Annotated in this window: 19 protein-coding genes; 1 reads left to right on the top strand and 18 read right to left on the bottom strand. The window is 72.8% G+C overall.

The genetic code is table 11. The features are described 5' to 3' along the window. Positions 1–101 precede the first annotated feature (101 nt). Complete coding sequence (locus tag ACFY00_RS33220; protein ID WP_388036638.1) at positions 102–1,970, bottom strand: DUF2637 domain-containing protein; 1,869 nt, start codon at positions 1,968–1,970, stop codon at positions 102–104. A 159-nt stretch (positions 1,971–2,129) separates the two neighbouring features. Here ACFY00_RS33220 and ACFY00_RS33215 point away from each other — a divergent pair, with 159 nt between their 5' ends. Next, positions 2,130–2,852, top strand: coding sequence for a prepilin peptidase (locus ACFY00_RS33215; protein ID WP_388036635.1), 723 nt, complete (start codon positions 2,130–2,132; stop codon positions 2,850–2,852). A gap of 96 nt (positions 2,853–2,948) precedes the next feature. On the opposite strand, the gene ACFY00_RS33210 is transcribed toward ACFY00_RS33215, so the two are convergent. The 17 genes from ACFY00_RS33210 to ACFY00_RS33130 form a co-directional block, all read right to left on the bottom strand. Continuing rightward, positions 2,949–3,644 (bottom strand): helix-turn-helix domain-containing protein, encoded by a 696-nt coding sequence (locus ACFY00_RS33210; RefSeq protein ID WP_388036632.1) that lies wholly within the window; start codon positions 3,642–3,644, stop codon positions 2,949–2,951. Between the two features lie 11 nt (positions 3,645–3,655). Further along, a complete protein-coding gene (locus tag ACFY00_RS33205) occupies positions 3,656–3,904 on the bottom strand; it encodes a hypothetical protein (RefSeq protein ID WP_388036630.1) in 249 nt (82 codons plus the stop codon). Positions 3,905–4,544: 640 nt separating this feature from the next. Further along, entirely contained in the window at positions 4,545–8,327 is a 3,783-nt protein-coding gene (locus tag ACFY00_RS33200) for a LysM peptidoglycan-binding domain-containing protein (RefSeq protein WP_388036627.1), read from the bottom strand. A 1-nt stretch (position 8,328) separates the two neighbouring features. After that, positions 8,329–8,763, bottom strand: coding sequence for a pilus assembly protein TadG-related protein (locus ACFY00_RS33195; RefSeq protein ID WP_388036625.1), 435 nt, complete (start codon positions 8,761–8,763; stop codon positions 8,329–8,331). A gap of 2 nt (positions 8,764–8,765) precedes the next feature. After that, complete coding sequence (locus tag ACFY00_RS33190) at positions 8,766–9,221, bottom strand: TadE family protein (RefSeq protein WP_388036622.1); 456 nt, start codon at positions 9,219–9,221, stop codon at positions 8,766–8,768. After that, positions 9,206–9,658, bottom strand: coding sequence for a TadE/TadG family type IV pilus assembly protein (locus ACFY00_RS33185; protein WP_388036620.1), 453 nt, complete (start codon positions 9,656–9,658; stop codon positions 9,206–9,208). The genes ACFY00_RS33190 and ACFY00_RS33185 overlap by 16 nt, the downstream gene beginning before the upstream one ends. 157 nt (positions 9,659–9,815) lie before the next feature. Next, positions 9,816–10,061 (bottom strand): hypothetical protein, encoded by a 246-nt coding sequence (locus ACFY00_RS33180; RefSeq protein WP_388036617.1) that lies wholly within the window; start codon positions 10,059–10,061, stop codon positions 9,816–9,818. A gap of 62 nt (positions 10,062–10,123) precedes the next feature. Beyond that, on the bottom strand, positions 10,124–11,011 hold the full coding sequence (locus ACFY00_RS33175; RefSeq protein ID WP_388036614.1) for a hypothetical protein: 888 nt from the start codon (positions 11,009–11,011) through the stop codon (positions 10,124–10,126). Next, positions 11,008–11,970, bottom strand: a complete 963-nt coding sequence (locus ACFY00_RS33170) for a type II secretion system F family protein (protein WP_388036612.1) — start codon at positions 11,968–11,970, stop codon at positions 11,008–11,010. The genes ACFY00_RS33175 and ACFY00_RS33170 overlap by 4 nt, the downstream gene beginning before the upstream one ends. After that, on the bottom strand, positions 11,970–13,553 hold the full coding sequence (locus tag ACFY00_RS33165) for a CpaF family protein (RefSeq protein ID WP_388036610.1): 1,584 nt from the start codon (positions 13,551–13,553) through the stop codon (positions 11,970–11,972). Before ACFY00_RS33165 ends, ACFY00_RS33170 begins: the two co-directional genes overlap by 1 nt. After that, positions 13,540–14,391 (bottom strand): hypothetical protein, encoded by an 852-nt coding sequence (locus ACFY00_RS33160; protein ID WP_388036608.1) that lies wholly within the window; start codon positions 14,389–14,391, stop codon positions 13,540–13,542. Before ACFY00_RS33160 ends, ACFY00_RS33165 begins: the two co-directional genes overlap by 14 nt. Continuing rightward, complete coding sequence (locus ACFY00_RS33155; protein WP_388036605.1) at positions 14,391–15,074, bottom strand: SAF domain-containing protein; 684 nt, start codon at positions 15,072–15,074, stop codon at positions 14,391–14,393. The genes ACFY00_RS33160 and ACFY00_RS33155 overlap by 1 nt, the downstream gene beginning before the upstream one ends. 23 nt (positions 15,075–15,097) lie before the next feature. Beyond that, positions 15,098–16,006 (bottom strand): hypothetical protein, encoded by a 909-nt coding sequence (locus tag ACFY00_RS33150; protein ID WP_388036602.1) that lies wholly within the window; start codon positions 16,004–16,006, stop codon positions 15,098–15,100. A gap of 41 nt (positions 16,007–16,047) precedes the next feature. Further along, the gene (locus ACFY00_RS33145) at positions 16,048–16,608 is read right to left on the bottom strand and encodes a hypothetical protein (protein WP_388036599.1); all 561 of its coding nucleotides are present in this window, start codon (positions 16,606–16,608) and stop codon (positions 16,048–16,050) included. Between the two features lie 833 nt (positions 16,609–17,441). Then, positions 17,442–17,813 (bottom strand): hypothetical protein, encoded by a 372-nt coding sequence (locus ACFY00_RS33140; RefSeq protein ID WP_388036596.1) that lies wholly within the window; start codon positions 17,811–17,813, stop codon positions 17,442–17,444. A gap of 186 nt (positions 17,814–17,999) precedes the next feature. Then, positions 18,000–18,917: an N-6 DNA methylase gene (locus ACFY00_RS33135; RefSeq protein ID WP_388036593.1), complete on the bottom strand. Its 918-nt coding sequence runs from the start codon at positions 18,915–18,917 to the stop codon at positions 18,000–18,002. A gap of 70 nt (positions 18,918–18,987) precedes the next feature. Beyond that, positions 18,988–20,199 carry a DNA cytosine methyltransferase gene (locus ACFY00_RS33130; RefSeq protein WP_388036591.1) on the bottom strand — a complete coding sequence of 404 codons (1,212 nt, stop codon included), beginning with the start codon at positions 20,197–20,199 and terminating at the stop codon, positions 18,988–18,990. Positions 20,200–20,434 lie beyond the last annotated feature (235 nt).

Here is a 20,434-nt window from a genome sequence, read left to right as displayed (position 1 = left end):
CTACCGGGCCGGCGTCGTCCTCGCTTCGCTGATCCTGTGGCTGCGAGCCGAAGAGCAATAACCCACCACAAGATCAATTACGAGACACGGCCTAGCGGTAGCTACGGTCGTGCGCCGGAAGCGGCGAGCTCGCCCAGCGCGTGCTCGCCGTGCCGGACGACGATCGGACCGAGCTCGTCTTCGAGCTCCTTGTAGACCGTGCGCGCGCTGCCCTCGTGGGCGTATCCCGCCAGTCGCGCGAGTGTTCCCCGGGACAGCTCCCGGCCGTCGCGCTGGTACTGCTGGTAGACCAGCCGCGCCCGCTCCTTCTTCGGGAGGGGCCGGCCGTCGTGCTGCTCCGCTCGCCTCTCGTGCTCCGGCTCCGATCCCAGCGGTGCGGTCTGCGGATCGGCGGCGGGAGGATCGTACGGGCCGTCCAGAGGCTGGGGCAGCTCGGCGCCGGGATCGGCCGAGCTGCCCGGCTGGGCCGACGCGGCAACCGGCGTCAGCTCCTCGGCACCCTGCGCCGCAGCAGACTGCGGCCGCAGTTCGTGCGGCCTTGCTGTCGCCGGGAAGGCCGCCTTGAGCGATCGGATCACTTGCAGCAGAGCGACCGGGTCGGTGCCGGGGTCGCGCTCGTACTGGGCGCGGAGCACCTCGGCGGTCGGCGATCCGTCAGCCAGCGCTCCTGCGGCGGCAAGTTCCTGCCACCCGGGATGGACCGGATCGGCATCCCGGGCCGGCCGCGGGGAGGCGGCCTCCGGCCCGGCCGCGGAGGACTTGCCCGCCGTGCTCTCCTCCCTCTGCGCGTGCTGTGCGCCGACGGCGTCGAAGGCGGGCAGCGTGCCGCCCGCCTCCACAGGAGCGACGCCACCGGCGAGAGAGGCATCACTATCCGGATTCCCGCCGTCCCCCGCGGCGGCCGGTACCTGCGCGTCGGGCTGCTGGCCGACCGGTGCAGGGGTGATGGGGGTCCGGTCCGGAGAGGGCTCGCGATCTGCGGTATCCGCCGCGTTGTCCACTGCAACCCGCTGCCCCACCGTCCCCACTGTCTCCACCCGCAGCGCCCGCTCGCTCGAGGGCAGCCCGGGCACGTCGATGAGGACCTGCTGCATCGCCTCGGTCCAGATGCCGTAGCCGGCCATCCGCAGCGCCCGCAGCTCGGACAGCAGGGCACTGGAGCGCCACCGGCGCCCGTACCGAATCCGCAGCTCCTTGCGGTACAGGACCCGGGCGCGCTCCAGACGTACGACCTCGTCGTAGGAGCGGATCTCCCACAGCTTCATCCGCCGCCACATGCGGAAAGTCCCCACCGGCGACAGCGCCCAGCGCCACCACCGGATCGAGTCCATGTGCCGGTCGTCGGCCAGGTCGGCGCTGCGGCGCACCACGTGGCGGGCCGCCTCCACCACGATCACGAACAGGACCGGGATCAGGGCGTGCATGGTCGTGCCCACGGGGTCCGGCCAGCTGACCGCCGCGTTGAACGCGATGGTCCCTGCCGTCAGCAGCCACGCGATCATGCGCAGAGGCCAGAAGGCCATCTTCTTCCACGTCAAGTACACGTCCAGGGCAAGGATGACGGCGATGCCGACATCCACGCCGACCGGGAAGGCGTACGAGAACCAGGAGAACCCCTTCTCCTGCGCCAAGCGGCGCACCGCCGCGTAGCTCCCGGTGAAGCCGATGCCCGCGATCACACCGGACCCGGCCACGATGGCGCCCAGCAGCGCCTTCTCGCCCCGGCGCGGCGGGTGCGCTTCGCTTCCGGCGCGGCCGCCCGACGGGCTGGCGGTGATCTCCGCCCGCTTGGTGCGCTCCAGTTCCTCTGAGGTGGGCTCCATGAACTCCCTGTCCTCCCTGCCGTCGGTACGCACGAGGCGCTCGTCGCCCTCCAGAGATGGCGCCGACAGGCCTGGTGTGACCGCCACACGATGACGAATTCTGAACGCTACGCCGCGCAGCAGTGTACGGATGCGAAGTTCGATCAACCGTTCCACTTTCGGCTTCGCAACGGACCGGGCCTGCCCCTCTCTTCCACGCGGAAGATCCACCCCGCAGGCGCCTGATCGACGACGGCTACAGTTCGACCCAGCCGCGCCCGCCCCGCGGAACGCCGAGCAGCCCGCTTTCGGACAGGAGACGACAACGTGCCCACGGCCCTGGCTGTGTCCCTCGCTGCGCTGCTCGGCCTGCCAGTCGGCGCGGCCGCCCGGCGCGCCGCCCTCGCCTACACCGTCCCCAGCGGCCAGCCCCCGCGCACCACCTGTCCGCACTGCCAAGAGCCGATCACCTCCCTCGCTCTGCGCACCACCCTGGGCCGCTGCCGCTCCTGCGGGCAACGTCTCGGCGCCCCAGCACTCCTGCCGGAGCTCCTGACCGCCGCCCTGTGGGCCCTGGCCATCGCGGCCCTCGGTGTCTCCTGGACCGCTGCCGCTCTGCTGTGGCTCTCCACCTGCTCAGTCGCCCTCGCCCTCGCCGACTGGACGCACCACCTGCTCCCGGACCGGCTCACCCTCCCCACCGGCGCTGGTCTGATCGCCCTCCTCGCCATCGCCGCCGCCGCGGACCACCAGGGAGCGGCCTTCGCCCGCGCGCTCGGCGGCGGCCTGGCCCTCGGCGCCTTCTACCTTCTGGTCGCCCTGGTCTCCAACCTCGGCCTCGGCGACGTCAAACTGGCCCCCACCCTCGGCGCTGCACTCGCCTGGTTCGGCTGGCGCTACCTCCTCCCCGGCCTGCTCCTCGGCTTCCTGCTTGGCGCGCTCTACGGGACCGCGCTGCTCGTTACCCGCCGTGCCTTCCGCAACCACCGCATCGCCTTCGGGCCGTTCATGATCAGCGGAACCCTCGCCGTCTGCCTGCTCGCCGGCTGACCCCGATGCGGTGGTACCCAGGCGGAGCGGAGAACGGCCGGGAGCATGCGCCCCGCCACCTGCCTGGCCAGGAGCGGGGCCTGCACGTTCAACAGGTCAGATGGCACCCGTCTGTCGCTGCGCCAACCTGATCCGACGCCAGATGACGCGCCACGTTTCGATGTCGTCCTCCCGAACCCCGCAGCACTTCAGGTAGCTCTCGACCAGGTCCAACTTCGGTAGGTCGCCCGACTTCAGCATGGCGGAGATCGTGCTGCGCGCCAGGACGCGACCGGTAGGCCGGTGCGCACTACGCTCCACCAACAGGCGCAGCGACGGTTCCCCCGCCCAGACCAGCACCTCGTTCAGCCCGGCAACGAACTCGCCTGCGGTCGAGTACAGGAGCGGGTCAGGAGCCGGCGCCTTGGGCTGGACGATCGGATGCCGCCCGCTCTGGCGTGCCGGTAGGGGGCTAGGAACGTTTTTACCCGGAAGAGGCCTCGGGATCTTGGCTGCGGAGTGCCGCGTTGTGGCCTCCGGCGGGCTGTAGTGCTGCACTGACGTTTCGACCATCCGCCTGTGTTCCTCTGTCCACATCTCCGCCAGCGTGCGGAACGTTGATCCATTGACTGCCAAGTCGGCGCAAATGCGTTCGAGGACAGTAAGCGAGGGGATCACTGCGCCCCGGAAGATGTTGTTGAGGGTCGGTGCTGGTACGAGGGTCCTGGCTGCCAGCCCAGCAAGTGAGTCGTCGCGCTTGAAGGCCCGCCAGAGCTTGTACAACATCTCGCCGAGTTGATCGCTCTCGATCACGGTTGTAGTTCTCATCGTAGCCGTCCCGCTGGCTCGGTCGTGGCGGGGGTCGGCCGCAAGCCCAGCGCCGCGGACGCTTCAACCGCCGCCGTGACGATCACAGTCACCAACGCCTCGACCTTGTAGCCGAGGACCAGCAGCGCGATCACTCCCGCCATCGCCACCCCGAGGAACAGCAGGGCCAACACCGTCCGGCGGAGGCGCCAGGCGGGACGGTGCTCCCGTCGGCCCGGATTCATTGGTTCGTCGAACTTGGGCATGGCTTTGCCCCTCCCTTTGCGTCAACCTGGACTGGGGATTGCCGTCCCCTGCACCGCCCTCGGCGGCGTGGCGCCTACCTTCCCTAGAACAGATCGGCTAGCGCAAATCCGGTTTCTGCCAACAACTCCTGTACCTCGCAATGCATCTGACGGGCAGTCTGAATGTTGCTGGACAGCTACAGGTCGGCATTGAGAGCTCGGTGTCCCGAGCTGTCCCGGAGCGTCCAGAAGAGCCAGAGCCACCGTTCGCCACCGGGCAGGAGAGGTCTTACGGGCAAAGCACCCTGCGTATGCGATGGACGGGAACTGTCCAGGCCCGTCCCAAGCTTGTAGCCGTTCCGGAACGGCTGCCACCATGTCGGTCGACGCGCCCTCCCTTCAACCTGGACGGCCAGCGCCCCGGGCCTCCGTTGCCGCGGAACCGGAATGTGATACACGACATATCGAAGAGCCCGCCCCCGCCCTGCGGAGCGGGCCTTTGTCGTACCGAAGCGACACCACGCGAGCCGTGGAGCACGGGCTGCTTGCTGGTGACCCGCACGTGGCGCCCCTCCATCAGGCCAGCCGCCAGCTGAGTGCGCCTCACGCTTGCGGGCCGCTCCGACTCGGCAGGCGCGCCCGCGGCGCCGCTGGTCCTCACTCAAGCGGTTGCGGTGCGGCGGCCCTTCAGCAGCGTCTCCAGCAGTTCGACGGTCTCCTCCTCCGGGTCGACGCCGAGATCCTCGTTCAGGTCGTGCAGCCGACGGGCGGCGCGCTCCAGGCTCTCGCGGTCCCCGGAGGCTGCGTGGACTTCGAAGAGGTCGCGGTAGAGCAGCTCGCTCTCCGGGACGGCCTCCAGGCCGCGGGCGGCGGCCGTCGCGGCCGCCCGGTAGTCCCGCTCGACCAGGCGCCGCTGGGCGAGCTCGTGCGCGGTGTCCTCGATCGCGGCGAGCATCTCCTGGACCAGGGCCTCGGCCCAGCCGTACTTGGTGGCCAGGGTGCCCGCGAAGGGCCTGCCGCGCACCAGGGCGAGCGCCTGGGCCAGCGCGATGTCCGCTTCCAGGCCGCTGCCGTGGTGGCCGGTGCGGTACAGGTCCTGGAACTGCGTCCAGTCGCACGCCACCGCGGGGTCCAGGCCGTACTCGTCGTCGGTGATGTGCGGCAGGTAGGGGCTGCCGTCCGGCTTGTCGCCCAGCCAGCGCCGGGTGCGCGACATCAGCGTGTTGCGGCCCTGGTTGTCCACGCGCACACCCGGCCACATCGCCTCGTCGAGCTCATGGCGGGTGCTGCCGGGGTGGAGGGCGAGCCAGGCCGTCACCTCGGTGAGCTGGCGGCGGCGCGGCTCCTGCTTCGTGCTGCGCAGCCCGAGGACTTCGACGCGGCCCAGCACCCGGACATAGGGCGCTTCGGGCTCGGTGTCCTGCGTGGTGAGCGCTGCCAGGACGGCGGAGGAGTGGTGCAGCCGGTGGCTGACCCGGGCCCCGGTGCCCGCCGGTGCCGGAGAGGGGATCGGCGCAGGGGTGGCGGGCTGCGCCGCGGGTGCGGGGCCGTCTTCGGGTCCGTCGACGTCGCCTGCAGCCGGCTCGCCCTCCTGGCCGGCGGTCGGGGTGTCTTCGGCTTCCTGCTCGGCCTGCTGGGCGTAGCGGGCGATCAGGACGTCCAGGTCCTCGTCGGCCTCCTCCTCCCACTCGGAGCCGTCCTCCTCGTCGGTCAGACCGAAGACGTCCTCGTCGGGGTCCGCGTCCTCGAAGTCGCCGTCCTCGAGCGCCTCGGCGGCCGCCGCGGGCTCTTCCTCGGCCGCCCTACGGGCGGTGGGCCCGGCGTCCTGCGCCCGAAGCCGCTGGTCCTCTTGGGCGGCGGGGCCAGGTCCCTGCGGCTGCGCGGCTGGTGAGCCGGCGTCGGTCGAGGCCTTGGCCAGCGCGACCGGCACGGTGAGGGCAGCGGGCAGCGCGGCGGGCCCGGACGCCGGGGGCGCCGCCGAGGCGGGGGAGGTGATGTGGGAGGCCAGCGCGGATCCGGCTTCGGCCAGGATGGGCTCCTGCCCGGGAGCGTCGGTGCCTGCAGCAGCGAGCGCCGCACCCCGGCCGGGCGCGGCCTCGGCGCTGACCGGGCGGGTCCACTCCGGGGCCGGGAGCGTGTCGCGCCGCTCGGCGGTGGCCAGGATGTCGACCAGGCGCTGGTACGCCTCCGGCTCGATGCGCTGGAGGACGACGGTGAACGGCAGGCCGTCGATCTCGACTTCGAGTCCCGCGTCGGCCGGGATGCGCCAGCTGGTCTCCACCGGCAGGTCGGTGCGGCTGCCGGAGATCACGCCGATCGAGGTCCGCGGCTGCGTACCGAGCAGGTCCACCATCTGCTGCGCCTCGTCGGGGCTCGGCTCCGCGGTACTGATCAGGATGTGCGGGGTCCACGTGCCGTCGGAGCCCGGGTCGCCGACGCGGGCCGCGCGCAGCGAGGAGTAGCCGCCGTGCTGGAGGCTCTGCAGCTGGAAGGCGCTGCGGGAGGAGAGCGTGAGCAGCGCCTGGGACAGCGTCTGGTGGTAGTCGGAGTGGACGGGGTAGAGCTCGGCGAGCTCGGCGCCGACGCCGGCGAGCAGGAGCAGGCGGTCGTCGGCGAGCTTGCTGTTGGCGAGTTCGACGGCGAAGGCGCGCATCACCGCGAGGACGTCGGCGTCGGATCCGTCCAGGGAGAGCAGGCCCATGGTCTCCAGGTCGACCAGGACCGGGTCGCCCTCGGGGGTGTGGCCGAGGCTGACCAGGGTCGGGTAGGGGGCCGGGGTGCGGGCGGCTTCCTCGGCGCTCAGCAGCGCGGTGCTGCGGGTGGAGGCGCCGCAGCGCCACAGCGCCGTGTCGTGCCCGGCGGCGGTGAACGGGGCGATCGGGACGGACGCCGCGGCCAGGTACAGCTCGATGGCGTCGCCGGTGACGCGCACCGCTTCGAGCTGGGGGAGCTCCAGGCCCTGCTCGTGGGCGCGGGCGGCCATCGAGCGCAGCGAGCGGTCGAGCAGCGCCAGGCCGACGGGGTTGGTGGTGGCGCGCAGCTGCCGCTCCAGGCCTGCGGACTGTCCGGTCGGCATCGGGATGCGGCGGGTGGGCTTGCGTCGGCGCTGCTGCAGCAGTCGGCGCAAGCCGATGCTGGCCAGCACCCCTGCGGCCAGGAGCGCGCCCCCGGCGGCGAGCTGGCGCGCCGAGCTGCTGCCGTCCTCCGTCTGCTGCTCGGCCGGATCGGCCTGGGCGGTGGCGGGCTGGGCCGGGGGCGTTGCCGCGGTGCTGGGGCTGCCGGTTGCCGCTCCGGCGCTCGGGGCTTGCGCGGCGGCGGACGGGGCGGCCGCCGGGGCTTCCGAGGGAGGAGCGGCCGGGGCGGTGCCGGGAGCTTCCGCGGGGGCGGTGGGTGCGGCTGCCGGAGCCTGGCCCGGGTCCTGCCCCGGGGTTCGGCTGTCGGCGCCGTCGGAGCCGGTGGCGTCCGGGGCTGCGTGCTGCCCTGCGGCCGGGGCGTTGGCGTCGCCTGCGCGGGGTGCCGCGGCTGGGGTGTCGGCGGGCAGCGCGAGGGTCCAGCCGGGCTCGATGTGGTCGGGGTTGCTCAGGTGCTCGCCGCCGGGCTCGGGCCGGTCGCGGTTGGCTTCGTACAGCTCGACGTACTTGTCCGCTGAGCCGAGGTGCTCCTGGGCGAGCGCGGACAGGGTGTCGCCGGGCTCGACGGTGATCGTGGCGCTGCGCGCGTGCGGGGCGGCGGCCGCCGGGGCGGCCGGGGCGTCGGGCATGAGCAGCACCCAGCCGGGCTGGATGGGCCGGTCGGTGTGGAAGACCAGCCCGTCGGCCATGGTGCGGCCGTTGTTGAGGTCGGCGATCTCGTGCCACCGCTCCCCGGCTCCGAGCTGGTCCTGGGCGATGCTCCACAGGCTCTGCGCGGGGCTGGCGCTCCGCACCGTGTAGGTGGGGTGCTGCGCGCTGGCCGCCTGCGCGGTGGCGGCCGCGGTGGTGTGGCCGGCCACGGCCGGTGCCGTGGCGGAGGCCGGGGCGTGGGCGCTCGCCGGGTGGGTTCCGGCGGCCAGGGCCGCCCCGGTGGTGGGGACCAGCAGGAGGATCGCCGAGACCAGGGTGGAGGCGATCTGCTGGCTCCAGGCGAAGCCGCGCAGGCGGGGGGCGGCGCGGCCGCGCAGCTGCGCGGGGATCTCCAGCAGCACGGCCGCCGCGAAGCTGCCCCAGCCGATCCAGCCGATGACCACCAGGACGAGCAGGAACGCGGCCCCGTTGTCCTGGCGGGTGAAGATCTGGCTGAAGGAGGAGAAGTCGGCCAGGCCCGCAGCGGCGTAGCGGTGGGTGGCGGCCAGCAGCGCGACGGGCAGCGCGGTCAGCAGGCCGAGCAGCGCGACCAGGCCGCCCAGGGCGCGGGGCAGGTCCCGCAGCGGGCTGCGGGTGCGGATCCGGTGGGCGTTCTTCGGCACGTCAGGGTCCCTTCGGCGCGGTGACACCGTAGACCAGGGCGGCGGTGGCGTGGCCGTGCACGGGCATGTCGCCGAGTCCCCAGATGCTCGTGTAGGTGGAGGTCAGGTCGACGACGAGGACACGGTTGCCCTGGTCCGGGTAGATGCTGTAGCTGCCGTGGAAGCCGGCCTGCTCCAGGTAGCGGACGGCTGCGCTGCGGGCGGCGGCCGGGTCGACCTCGATGCCGTTGCCGGGGATCGCCTTGCCCGCGTTGAGCTGCTGGCCCCCGGCCCGGGCGGCCTCCTGCGCGATCGCGTCCGCACGCTCGGAGGCCTTCAGCTTCCCGCCGCCGTCGACGACGAGCCCGAGCAGCGCGAGCAGCGCCATGACGCAGATGGCGACGAAGATCGACAGGCCGCCCTCCTCGCGGGGGCGGTCGGCCGGGAACACGGTCACGGTCACCTCTGGGTGTAGGTGTCGGCGTACGAGGTGAAGGTCGAGGTCAGCGTCTTGCTGCCGAGGCCCAGGCCGAACAGGTCCGAGAAGGAGACCGTGCAGGAGACCTTGACGGTGACGTAGCCGGACTGCCCGGCCCGGGTCGGAATGCTCATGTGAGTGATCGAGACGGCCGGTGAGCAGTGCAGGGCGGTGGCCGAGTTGGCCATGTCCTGGGACGCGGCCTGGTACGCCGCCGCGGAGGCCGCACCAGGCGTCCGGGAGATGGAGGCGGCCCGCGCGGCGTCCTCGGCGGCGCTGTCGACGACCTGGCCCGTCAGCGCGATGCGCCCGGCGGCCCAGGCCAGGCACAGGAACAGGATCAGGACCGGGACGACGATGGCGGCTTCGATGCTGGCCGACCCGTCCTCGCCCCGGGCCTGCGGCCGCGCCATCGCGCCGATCATGGGGCGGTCCACTTCTCCACGGGCGCCGAGGCGCTCTGGCTGACCGAGAATCCGCTGACGCCGGGGACCAGCGACTGGGCCTGCCCGGTGACGGTGATGGTGATCCGCGTCGCCGAGCTGCCGCTCGACGAGGCGTGGGGGGAGCGCAGGGCGCTGCCGCCGAGCCGGACCGCGGCTTCGTTGGCCCGGGCCACGCCGGCGGCGGCGTTCGAGCCGTAGGTGCGCGCGGCCACAACGCCTTCGCGGGCCGCGGTCTGGGCCACTTCCCGGGCGTAGTACCACATGACGGCCTGCACGACCATGACGGTGAACAGGAGGACGAAGGGGAAGACGATCGTGGTCTCGATCGAGGCGTCGCCGCGTTCCTCGCCCTCACGCAGCCGCCGAGCGAGCTCTCGCAGAGCCTGCGGGAGCCGCCGCGGCCGCGGTGCCGGTGCGCCGGTGCGCATGTCCTTCCCTCCTGAGGTGATCGTGGCGGTGGCGGTCGCGGGGGGGGGGGGGGGGGGGGGGGGGGGGGGGGGGGGGGGCGGCCCCGCGGGGGGGGGGGGGGGGGGGGGGGGGCGGGCGGGGGGCCGGGGGGCGGGGGGGGGCGGGGCGCCCGGCCGGTCACTGGGTGGACAGCTTGTTCTTGTACTTGTTGAGGAGGGTGACGGTGATGACGGCTGCGATCGCGAGGGCCAGGGTGATGGCGGCCACCCAGATGATGACGGTCGTGATGGAGACGTCACCGCGCTCGCGCTCGTCCCTCAGGCTCTCCAGCCGGGACGCCGCCCAGGCGACGACGGCTGCGTAGCCGAGGGTCTGCGGGAGGCGGTACACGGCGAGCTTGGCCTTGTCGATGCTGCTCAGCATGCTGATCTCTTCCTTGGGTCGGTGACGGTACGAAGACGGGGGGCGGGCCGGGGAAGGCCGGTTCAGGTGACGAGGATGTGCATCACCGCGGGGAAGCCGACCAGCGCCATGATCAGGACGGCCAGCAGGCCGCCGGGGGCGGTCATCTTCTCCGAGTCCGCATGGGCCTCTTCGGCCTGTTTGGCCATCAGCTCCGTGCGCAGGGACCGGGCCCGGGCGCGCAGGGTGTTGTACACCGCGGCGCCCTCCGTCGAGGACAGGCTCATGATGTCGGCGACGTCGGCGAGCTGCGGCACGTCGAGTTCCTCGCTCATGCGCTTGAGCTCGACCCACGGGGCGACCTTGTCGATCCGGGCGATCTCCAGGGCCTGGCGGATCCGCAGGATCGGCCACCCCTGGCCGACCTCGGCCGCGCGCTCCACGGCCTCGGCCGGTCCTGCGTCCCCGGCGCGCTCCAGCGCGATCAGGTCGAGGTAGGCCGCGATGGCGTGCGAGAACTCGATCCGTGCCCGCTTGGCCTTGTCCCGCACGTCCCAGTCGGCCAGGACGAAGAAGAGCGCCCCGACGCCGAGGCCCACCGCGAGCGGGACGGGCACCGGCAGGTAGTAGCCGGTGATCATCACGATGCAGTTCAGGACGGTCGGGAAGACCAGGCCGAGCAGGCCGAGCGCGACACGGGTGAGCATGTGCACCGCCGGGCTCTTGCCCAGCAGCGCCAAGTCCTTGTGACGGATGCTCACCCCGGGAAGGCCCTGCAGATGCTGCAGGAGCCACCGGCCGACCTTCTCGTCCTGGCTCAGCTCCTCCTGGTCCAGGTCGAGGACCGGCGCCTGGTTGATCTGGTCGAGCGCCGCACTCAGCTGCGGCTGCGACTTCAGCGAGGCGCGGACCAGCCCGGCGAGGCCGGCCCCGACCAGGGCCCCGGCGAAGACGGCGATGACGGGGATCACCGTGCACCCCCCGCCAGTGCGGCGGCGCGCCGGTCGGCGGCCTGACGAGGTGTCAGCGCGCTGACGGTGACGGAGCTGCGCGGGTCGGCGGCCAGGAACCTCGGCGTGGCCCTGAACGTCGCCAGCTGCCGCATCCAGGCCAGGACCCCGGCGAACCCGGCGACCAGTACGGTCAGGACCAGCTGGCCCAGGAAGGTCCCGTAGGGCTCGATGTAGGCGGTGTCGAAGGAGCCCGCGACGACGATGCCGAGGGTCATGAACGTCATCCACCGCACCGTGGTCCTGGGCTTGGCGCGGTCGGCCTCGATCTCGCGCCGCTGGCGCACTTCGTCGCGCACGGAGTCGGCGAGGTCCTCCAGGTTCCGGGCCAGGCCCGGGCCGCGGTCCGAGGCCCGCAGGATCAGGGCGGCGCACACCTTGTCCGCGGTGGCGTCGTTGAGGTGGTCCGCGAAGGCGACCAGCGCGTCCTGGGGCCGCCACCCGGACTGCAGGCGTGCGGCCAGCTCACCCACCGGGCGCTCCAGCACGGCGGGCGCGGTGCGCCGGGAGTCCTTCATCGCCTGCTCCAGGCCGACCCCCAGGTAGAGCACGTCGGCCAGGCGGCGGGTCCACTCCGCCAGGGCGTCCAGCTCGGTGATCCGGATCGTCGCGGCCTTGCCGGGGCTCAGCAGCCACGGCAGGCCGGCGGCGAGCAGCACCAGCAGCAGCCCCGCGACGAACCAGCCGGTGACGGCCCACGCGGCCAGGCCGACCAGGCCGCCGACCATCCACCTGGCGCGCAGCCTCGCCCGGGCGGCGGCGCTGTGGTCGCTGCCGCGCAGCGTGGCGCGGAAGCGGCCGGCGGGGCCGAGGGTGCGCGGCGCCGTGGTGCCCACGACGCCCGCGACCAGGCCGACCAGGCCGCCGGACAGCAGCAGCCCGGCGAGCAGCCCGGCGAGCATGAAGGCGGTGCCGCCCATCACCGGCCCACCTTCACATCGAGCGGCGCCCGCCAGGTCCCCGCGGGGGCGCGTAGCAGGTCGGCGTTGAAGCCGACGCGGACCAGGTCGTCCAGGGCCGTCGGGTTCATCCGCGGCACGGCCCGCAGCTCCCCGAGCTCCGGGTTCGGGCCGAAGATCGTGTTGCTGGTCGGGCGTCCGTTCTCACCGGCGCCCGTGACCTCCAGTACCTGGGACACGAAGCGGTGCCGGCGGCCGCCGATCGCGGTCTCGTCGATCAGCCGCAGGAAGACGACCGCGTCGATGCCGTTGGCGATCTGCCGGTACGCCAGCTGCTCGGAGAAGCCCTCACCGGCCTGCATGTACAGCTCGGCGATGCGGTCGTAGACCATGCCGGCTTCGCGGGCGTGGATGGTGCACAGCGAGCCGCCCTCGCCGTTGGTCATCGACTGCAGCATCGGCACCACCTCGCGTCCGCGGACCTCGCCGACCACGATCCGCGACAGGTTCATCCGCAGGGAGGGGTAGATGAGGTCGTTGACGGTGATCTCTCCGGCGGCCTGGCCGTCGACGCGTTCGCCGTTGCCCTCGCGGGCCTCCATCGCCACGATCTGCCGGTCCGGCTCGAGCTCGTGCAGGAACAGCTCGAACTCGGTCTCCAGCGTGCCGATCCGCTCGTCCTTGGGGATCTCGCGGGCCATGGCGCGCATCAGGCTCGTCTTGCCCGCGCCCTGCCCGCCCGCGATCAGGACGTTCTTGCGGGCCAGGACCAGGGCCTTCAGGTACGCGGCCAGCGTCGAGTCGATCGCGCCCAGCTCGACCATGCCCGCCAGGTCGCTGCTGCGGACCCGGTGGCGGCGGATGGTGACCTGGGGCCGCGGCGTGACCTCGGTCATCGCCTGCAGACGGGAGCCGTCGGGAAGGCGCAGCGCGAGCATCGGGCTGGCTGTCGACAGGGTCCGCTCGCCGTGGCCCGAGCGCCGCGCCAGGTCGCGCAGCAGCTCCACCAGGTCCTCGTCGGACTCGGCGATCGGCCCGACCCTCACCTTGCCCCGGTCCGCGTAGTCGATCACGACGTCGTCGCAGCCGTTGACGAGGATGTTCTCCACCTCGGCGTCGTCCAGGTAGGGCTGCAGCCGCCCGGCGCGGAACAGCAGGTCGAAGACCTGCGCCTCCAGGGCGCGCTGCACCTCCTCGCCCGGTGCGGTGCCCAGTTCCCCGGCGCGGTTGACGACCCAGGTCGCCACCCGGTTGTTGATCATGGCGCGGGCGCGTTGCTCGCGATCGGCCGCGCTCAGGCCCGGCAGCTGGGCGACGACGGTGGCGAGCTCGTCCGCGACCATGCGCCGGATCTGGCTGACCACCGCGGGGTCGACCTGCGCCGCCTGCTCTGCGGGCCGGGCGCTGCGCCCGGCCACGGCGGCGGCCGGGGTCGGCGTCGGCAGCAGGCTGGTCGCGAACGGGTCGCCCGGCGCCATCCCGGCGGCCCGCGCTACGCCGCCGCGGGCGACGACGGCCCGCCGAGGCGCGGGGGTGGCGACCGCGGCCTCGGGATCGGCCGGTACCAGGACCGGCTGGTTGTGGACCGGGCTAGCGCGCAGCATGGGCACCTCCGGGAACTGCGGCCCCCTGCGGGGCGTGGGGCGCCGGGCGGGGAGCGAGCTGCTCGCGGCGCTGGAGCACAAGGGCGTGGACGCGCTCGGCGGCGGTGGCCGCATGGCGCATCAGGTCACTGCGGCGGAAGCGGCGCTCGCCCAGGTCGGCCCCGTCGGAGAGCACCTCGGCGGCCTTCGGGTCGAAGGGCAGCTCGGCGGCGACCGGAACCTGCAGCCGCTCGCTGATCTCCGCCGCGCTGTAGGGCCCGGCCGCAACGAGCAGCAGCCGCAGCGCGTCGCGCCCGACCCCGCGGGTGTCGAGGTCCTCGGCCAGGGCCCGGACCCGGTGCTCGGCGTGGTGGACTCCGCGCAGTGTCGTGCGCACCACCGCCAGCACCAGGTCGGCCCGCAGCACCAGGGCCGCGGCGCTCTCCGTGCCGCCGCGCCGCCCCAGGTCGGCGATCACGTCGTGCTGCGCGCCTTCGTCGATACCGGCCAGCAGGTCGGCCAGCTGCGGCCACACGCTCTGCATGCCCGGAGCCTGGGCCGGGCTGGTCAGGCCGGGCAGGACCAGCCGCTGCCTGGCGCCGTCCGACAGGTCCAGGAGCTGGCGCCAGAACGCCTCGCCCAGGCGGCCGGTGCGCGCGGCGACGGGCAGGTTCTGCAGCCCGTGCGGACCGGGGGTGGCGCCGCGCAGCGCCCCGGCGACGACGGAGCCGCCGTCCGGGTCGCACTCGGCCATCACCACGTGCCTGCCCGGGACCAGGGGCCAGGCCATCGCCAGAGCGAGCGCCGCGGTGGTCGCGCCGGGCGCGCCGGGGCAGCCCGCGACTGCGATCAGCGCCATCAGCCGACCGCCGAAGGGCTCTGCACGATGATCGCGATGTTGCCGGTGGAGGCCCGCGCCGCCACAGTGGCGCCCGCGTTGGCGTCGACGGAGACGTCGACGGTGAGGCTGCCGCTGGAGTCGGGCGAGCCGACCCGCACTACCTGCGCGGGCAGGGTGCTCGGCGCGCCCGCCGAGGCGCCGGGGTCGGCGGCGGGATTCTGGCCCGGCGTCGAGACGATGACGACCTTCTGCCCCGGGACCAGCGCGGTGGCGGGCAGCTGGCCCGGCTTGACCTGGATGCCGACCAGCTGTTGGCCGGGCTGCACCAGCGCGTCGGTCGTCACGCTGCCCTTGGTCAGCGTGGTGCCCGGCAGCAGCTGCGCGGAGGCGTGCTTGCCCACGACGGAGTCGAGCTGCGCGGCGCTCACCGGCTTCAGGGCCGGATCCAGGCTGATGGAGGCCACAGTGAGGTCGTCGCGGGTGATGACCTGGCCGAACGCCAGCGGCTTGGCGACGACGAGGACGTCCTCCCGCTGCCCGGCCGCGGTCAGCGTCATCGCGCCGACCAGGCCGCCGACCGCGATGAGGGCCACGGACAGGCCGATCAGCGCCGGACGGCGCCGCCGGGCGGCCACCGGCTTCAGGGCCGGGGCCGCTGCAGTGAGCGCGGCCTGCTCGGCGCGCGGCTTGGTGATGCTCACGTTCAGGCTCCCGAGGAGGCTGGTCAGTTGTTGAGGACCTGCAGCTGCCCGATGGCCACCGTGGTGGTGGAAGTCCGAGCAGTCATGATCGTTCCGGTCTGTCCGGAGGTCGCCGTCCAGTCCACCTGCCACGTACTGGTCGCGGTGATGGTGTAGGCGCCGGAGGAAGACGTCTTCAGGTACGTGTGACCGCACGTCGGCGACGAGGTGTTGCCGTACGACGGGCTGTACGGGGTGCCCGCGTTCGCGCACGTCACCGAGGCGCCGTCACCGGTGCTCCACACGATCTGGGTGACGTGCGCGGTAGCCGTCACGGTGATGCCGGCCGCGCTGACGGAGGCGCTCTTGGGCCCCCAGGTGGAAGGGGCCTTGTTGTTCCAGAGCCAGACCGGCAGCCCGACCAAGCCCATCGAGCCGTTCTTCGGAGCGATGCCGATGTCGGCTCCCAGCAGCGCGAGCTCCTTTACCGCCTGCTGCGCCATCTGCGCGGGGTTCGCTCCGCCGCCGTAGCCCGGAGGTGGGTTGCGGCTCCAGGTCACGCCGCCGGACAGGCTCGCGCCCGGTCCCGTGCAGGTCACGTTGTACAGCTCGCCCTGGTCGGGGCCCGGCTGCCAGTCCGCGGGCCGGCGGTTCGCGATCTGCCATAGATGGTCGGCCGGGTCTGGCTGGGGGTCGAGCCGGGCCCAGTAGCAGGCGTCGGTCGAGTTGAACCAGCCGACGCCCGGACGGTAGCAGGGCACCTCGACGGTCTCTGCCAGGCAGGTGCTGCTGCCGCCTCCGCCACCGCCGCCCCCACCGCCGGTCCCGCCGCCACCGCCGGTTCCCCCGCCGCCGACGATGATGGTGCAGTTGGGGATGTTCGGCGGGCAGGTGACCGGGCCGCCGTCGGCGAAGGCCTGCGGCTGCGCCAGCATGGCCGCGGTCACGGCCACGGCGACTGAGGACACCGCGATCCGGGCGGGCCTGGCACGGCTCAGCACGACTGGTCCTGCTGGATCACCGACTGAGTGATCAGCCACGTGCCCCGGTCCTGGATCGCGGTGGAGTTCTCCACGTGGCGGAAGACGTTGCTGGCGAGCTGCGCCGGCTTGCCGCTGGTCTTGTCGACCGGCAGGAAGTTGGAGCTGTCGACGCAGCTGGTGATCTGCGCCGTCGGCGGGTTCGCCGACAGGTCGATCGAGGTCACCTGCGGAGTGAGGACCGGCTCGCCCTTCACCACGAGGTTCTGGTCCTGGTAGTAGACCTCGCTGGCCTTGATGCCCGCCAAAGCCTTGTCCGCAGCGTATTTCTCCAGGTCAGTGCCCTCGAGCGTGCCGGAGCTGTAGATCTTCACCATGCTCGCCCACATGCCGCGGTAGGCGGTCAGGACCTGGGCCTTCGCCGCCTCGTCCGGGGAAGTGCTGCTCGGCGGTGCGGCCACCGGCGGGGAGGACGGGGGAGTCGTCGGCTTGTCTGCGGAGGTGCATCCGGCTGCCAGCAGCGCAGCGCATCCGACGGCGAAGCCGGCCAGCACCCGCGGACGGCGCGATTGCATCAGTGGGCGTGAAGATGACACGGTCGTTCCCCCAAGGTCAGAGACGGTCAGGTGGACGTCGGGCTTCTAGTTGGCTACACGGGAGCGGGCACGACGGCCGTTTCGCGCGGCACCGTTGCCGCACTCGCACAAAGCCGGGACAGAACACAGACGTACCTGACCGGTCCAGGCGCCAGGCGTGTCCGGGCCCTGGCGAAGAACCAGCCGCAGTAGCAGGGCGCGGCACGAACCCGGCGCGGTTGCACGGCCGGGCGCACCCCGATCTGCTGCGGCCGCTGCGCTCGATACAGGCCGCGGTTCAGCCTTCGCGAGCGCCGGACGACGCAGCCGCAGTACACGCTCCCCCGACTGCCCGAACTGCCGGTCCCCCCATACCTTGGTGCGTGCCCGCGCACGGTCCCCCCGTCCTGAAAAGCCCCGCCCGCCTGCCAAATGCATATGCCGCAGGCCTAGTACTGCTTCAATCACGACGATTGAATCTTGCACGTCAATACAGCCAGGTCAAGGTAGTTCACCCTTGGTGACGCTGCTTGTTTCGCATGTCGCCCACTTGCATACCTTTCGACCGATTTTGGGATCACTGAAATGGAGCATCGCTACTCTCGGCAACTGCTTGATCGCTTCCCGGCAGCGCCGGGCGCAACTTCCCCGCTAAGACCTGGCCGGTTCGGGGTCTTGACACCCCTACGTCAAACCGACGTGAGGGGCTCGGCCCGCCCGGCGTTGTGACGAAAAGCGAAAGCCCCTGATATGCCGCGAGGCGGCATACCAGGGGCACTACGGCCACAGGCCGTCACACCGGCACGGGTCCAAGGCCGTTCACGGTGCGCAGCTCACGAGGCGGCGATGGGCACCAGGAAGAACGCCTGGCCGTCGGGCCCTTCAAGGCGCAGCGGCGTGTCGGGCAGGGACTCGAAGACGGCGTCGGCGACGTCCTGCGGGTCCGTGGCGCGGGTCAGCGGCTCCCGCAGGGCGCTGCGGACCGCAAGGCGGGTCTCCGGGGAGGGCGCCGGCGCCGAGGCGTCGTCCCGGGCCTCGGCGATGCACTCCAGCAGCTGATCCTCGGTCATGTCCGCGCTCAGGCCGCGGCGCAGCGCGATTGCCGCGGCGCCGGTCGCCAGCGCCGCCCGCGAGTGCGCGCGGCAGATCTCGCCGGCGGTTCCGACGGGGTGGAAGGAGCGGGCCGTGCCGATGTTGGACTTCACAGCAAGCCTCCAAGGCAAGCAGAAGGGACACGGGAGTGGAGGGCGGAAACCGGCAGAACCGGGGGGACTGACCTGCCCTGACCTGCACTTACATTCTCTCGCCCGGCACTGACATCCAGGCGCCCCCGGCTGCGCACCTGCGCCTCCATCACCGCACCGGCCCGCCGGACAGGCAGCGGCGCCGGTCTACGACGCGATCTCGCCGCTCTTGGCTTCGGCCAGGTCGATCCCCGCGCGGATCCCCTCGACCATGGAGACGTACGCGAGGATCCGGTCCCGCTCCCCGCGCAGCTGCGTGCGCGCGGCAGCGGCCCGCTCGGCGACCTGCGGGTCCTGCAGCGCGTCACCGCGGGCGACCACCACCCGGGGGCCCAGCCCCCACACGATGGCGTTCACGGCCGCCGCCGCTGCCGCCAGGCCGTCGAGCTCGACCAGGACCCACTCGTAGTGGCCCGGGTCGCCGCCCAGCTCACGCAGCCGCTGCGCCAGCGCCTGGAACAGGCCGCCGGAACCGCCCGCCGGCTCCAGGAACCGCTCCCCGGCGGGCGGCAGGCCGTCCACGGCGATCTTCGCCATGAGGTCGGAGACCTGGGGAGGGGTGTGGAACTCGCCCAGCCGCTGCCGGGCGCCGGGAGAGCGGAGTTCCGTCAGCGTCCACGACAGCACGTCCACCTCGCTGCGCTGGCCGGGATCGCTGCTCCCGGTCATCTCCAGCAGGCCGTGCTGCAGGCAGGCGTCGACGACCTTCCGCACCGAGTGGGCCAGGTCGGCGGGGACCTTCTCCGTCAGCCAGGCCATCAGCGGCGCGAGGGCCGGGGCCAGCTCGGGCCGCTGCGCCCAGTGATGGACCCAGACCTCGCGCAGTCCGCGGACCAGGTGCTCGTCGCAGGCCTCGTTGATGGTCCGGGCGACGTCGGCCGGGTGGTCCTTGACGGGGATCAGGGCCAGCGACGCGACGATGCTCAGCGGGATGTCGGTGCGGCTGCTGTAGGGGGTGGTGTGCCAGGCCTGGGCGACGGCCTCGCCCAGGCGCTGGACGTTGCCGCGGCTGAAGGTGCGGCCGGGCAGGAGGGCGGGGCGCCGGGAGGGTGCAGCGGTGCGCATCTGGGCTCCTTCGGGAGTGGAGGGGGCAGGCAGGGGACGGCCGGGGCCTGGGTGAAGGCGCGGGGCTGGGTCAGTTCGCGAGGGCGTAGGGGCCGGGGTGCCCGTACGCCTGGGACAGGTAGTGGCGCAGCGGGGCTTCCCAGGGGCGGCCGACGAGGGTGCCGATGACCGGGGGGACGACGACGGGGGAGACCACGTCGCCGATCTGCTGGCACGCCGCGGTGCGCGAGCCCTTCCACGGGTAGCCGGGCAGGATGCCGACCAGCAGCGCGGCCTCGTCGAGCGTGAAGCGGACGTTCGGGTCGTTGACCGGGTACCAGGCCCGGATCTTGCCGGTGATCGCGGTAGCGGGCTTGTCCAGGGGGAAGTCGTTCCCGCCCGCGGTGACCCTGTTGCCCCTGGTGCGGATCTTGATGTCGGGCGGCCAGTTCAGCGCCTGGGCGGCGGTGGTGGTCGGCAGGGCGGTGACGGGGCGCGTTCCGGCGAGGTCCAGGTAGCGGTGGCGGGCGGCGAGCATGAAGGCGCGCTTGCGGCGGCTGGCCAGCCCGTAGTCGGCCGCGTCGAGGACCTGGAAATCCACCGTCAGCCAGTCGGCGCACTGGAACTCTTCGCGGATGCCGTCGATGACGGCCTGCGGCAGCGAGCTGGACTGCTCCATGGCGATCCACCGGAAGTCCCGGGATCCGGCGCTCAGCGCCAGGCCCCAGATCACGACTTCGGCCAGCAGGGCGACCCGCTGGTCCGTCATGTCCTTGGCCATCGCGCGGACTTCGTCGAGCCCGTAGATCGGGCCGGACCAGCCCTCGTAGCAGTCGTCGCAGTCGGCGGGGCACTCTTCGGTGCATTCCTGGTCCTGCCGGACCCCGATCGTGGCCTCCCAGGCGCAGACGAACATGTCGAGGAGGATCTGCAGGTTGTGCTGGTCGTGCCCGGCGCGCTTGCCCGCCTGGGTCCACGGCTGGCACGGGGCGGAGAAGATCAGCCCGACGACGTGGAGCAGCGCGGGGTGGTGCGGGTTGAGGGTGGTGACGTCGGCGACGATCCGGCGGAAGCCTGCGGCCACCGCGGTGGCGGCCGCGTCGCGGTTCAGCTCGACACCGATCATGTCGACGTCGAAGCCAAGGGCGTCGCGGATGCCGACGCACCAGCCGCCGGGCCCGGCGAACAGGTTCACGATGCGGGGCGGGGCCGCGGGGGCGGGCGGGAAGAGCCACTCCACCGGGTACGGGTGTGCGACCTGTTCGAGGATCTCCAGACTCCACGGACCCATCTGGTCCGGCACGGCAGGAGCCTCAGAAGTCATCGGCACCCGCCCCGGGCTTGGGCCCGCGGCCGAACCGGTCGGCGGGCTCCCGCGGACCGCAGGAGCCCTGCGGGCGGCCGCCGACATCGGCGGGGCGCCGGCGGGCGGCGGTCGGGCGCCACCTGTGGTTGCGGCTTCTGGCAGCGGTGTTCGGCACGACAGAACCCCCTTTGCGGATGGTCAAGGTGCGAGGAAGGCAGGGTCCGTAGCCGCT

The organism is Kitasatospora sp. NPDC001540, from assembly GCF_042894345.1.
GTDB classification, from domain to species: domain Bacteria; phylum Actinomycetota; class Actinomycetes; order Streptomycetales; family Streptomycetaceae; genus Kitasatospora; species Kitasatospora phosalacinea_C.
Note: the sequence above shows the minus strand (reverse complement) of the source record. Positions and strands in the feature narration are given on the sequence as shown.